We start from the raw sequence: 449 nt of genomic DNA on the forward strand, positions 1-449 counted from the left end.
GGCCGGCACCGCCATGAGCGTCACGCTGAGCAACGGCGCCGTGATCAACATCGAAGCTGGTAAAACCACCGGCTCGGTGGTGGTCGACACCCCGGCCAATGACGTCTACAAGAACGGCAGCACCGTCAGTACCACCATCGAAAGCACCAGCGGTGGCAACTTCGAGCAGCTGACTCCAAGCAGCACCCCGGCCGTTACGACGATCACCGACTCGATCGATAACACTGGGTTGAGCCTGACCGCGACGGGTTCGGTGGTTGAAGGTGGGCAGATTACCTACACCGCCACCCTGAGCAATCCGGCCGGCACCGCCATGAGCGTCACGCTGAGCAACGGCGCCGTGATCAACATCGAAGCTGGTAAAACCACCGGCTCGGTGGTGGTCGACACCCCGGCCAATGACGTCTACAAGAACGGCAGCACCGTCAGTACCACCATCGAAAGCACCA

At 61.5% G+C, this 449-nt stretch carries 1 protein-coding gene; it reads left to right on the forward strand.

Going from position 1 to position 449, the window contains the following annotated elements; all coding sequences use genetic code 11:
• The coding region (locus tag AC1DIG_RS29335; RefSeq protein WP_477770119.1) for an immunoglobulin-like domain-containing protein at positions 1-449 on the forward strand (449 nt) is incomplete at both ends.

The sequence above is a fragment of the Pseudomonas sp. 05N431 genome, assembly GCF_056397005.1.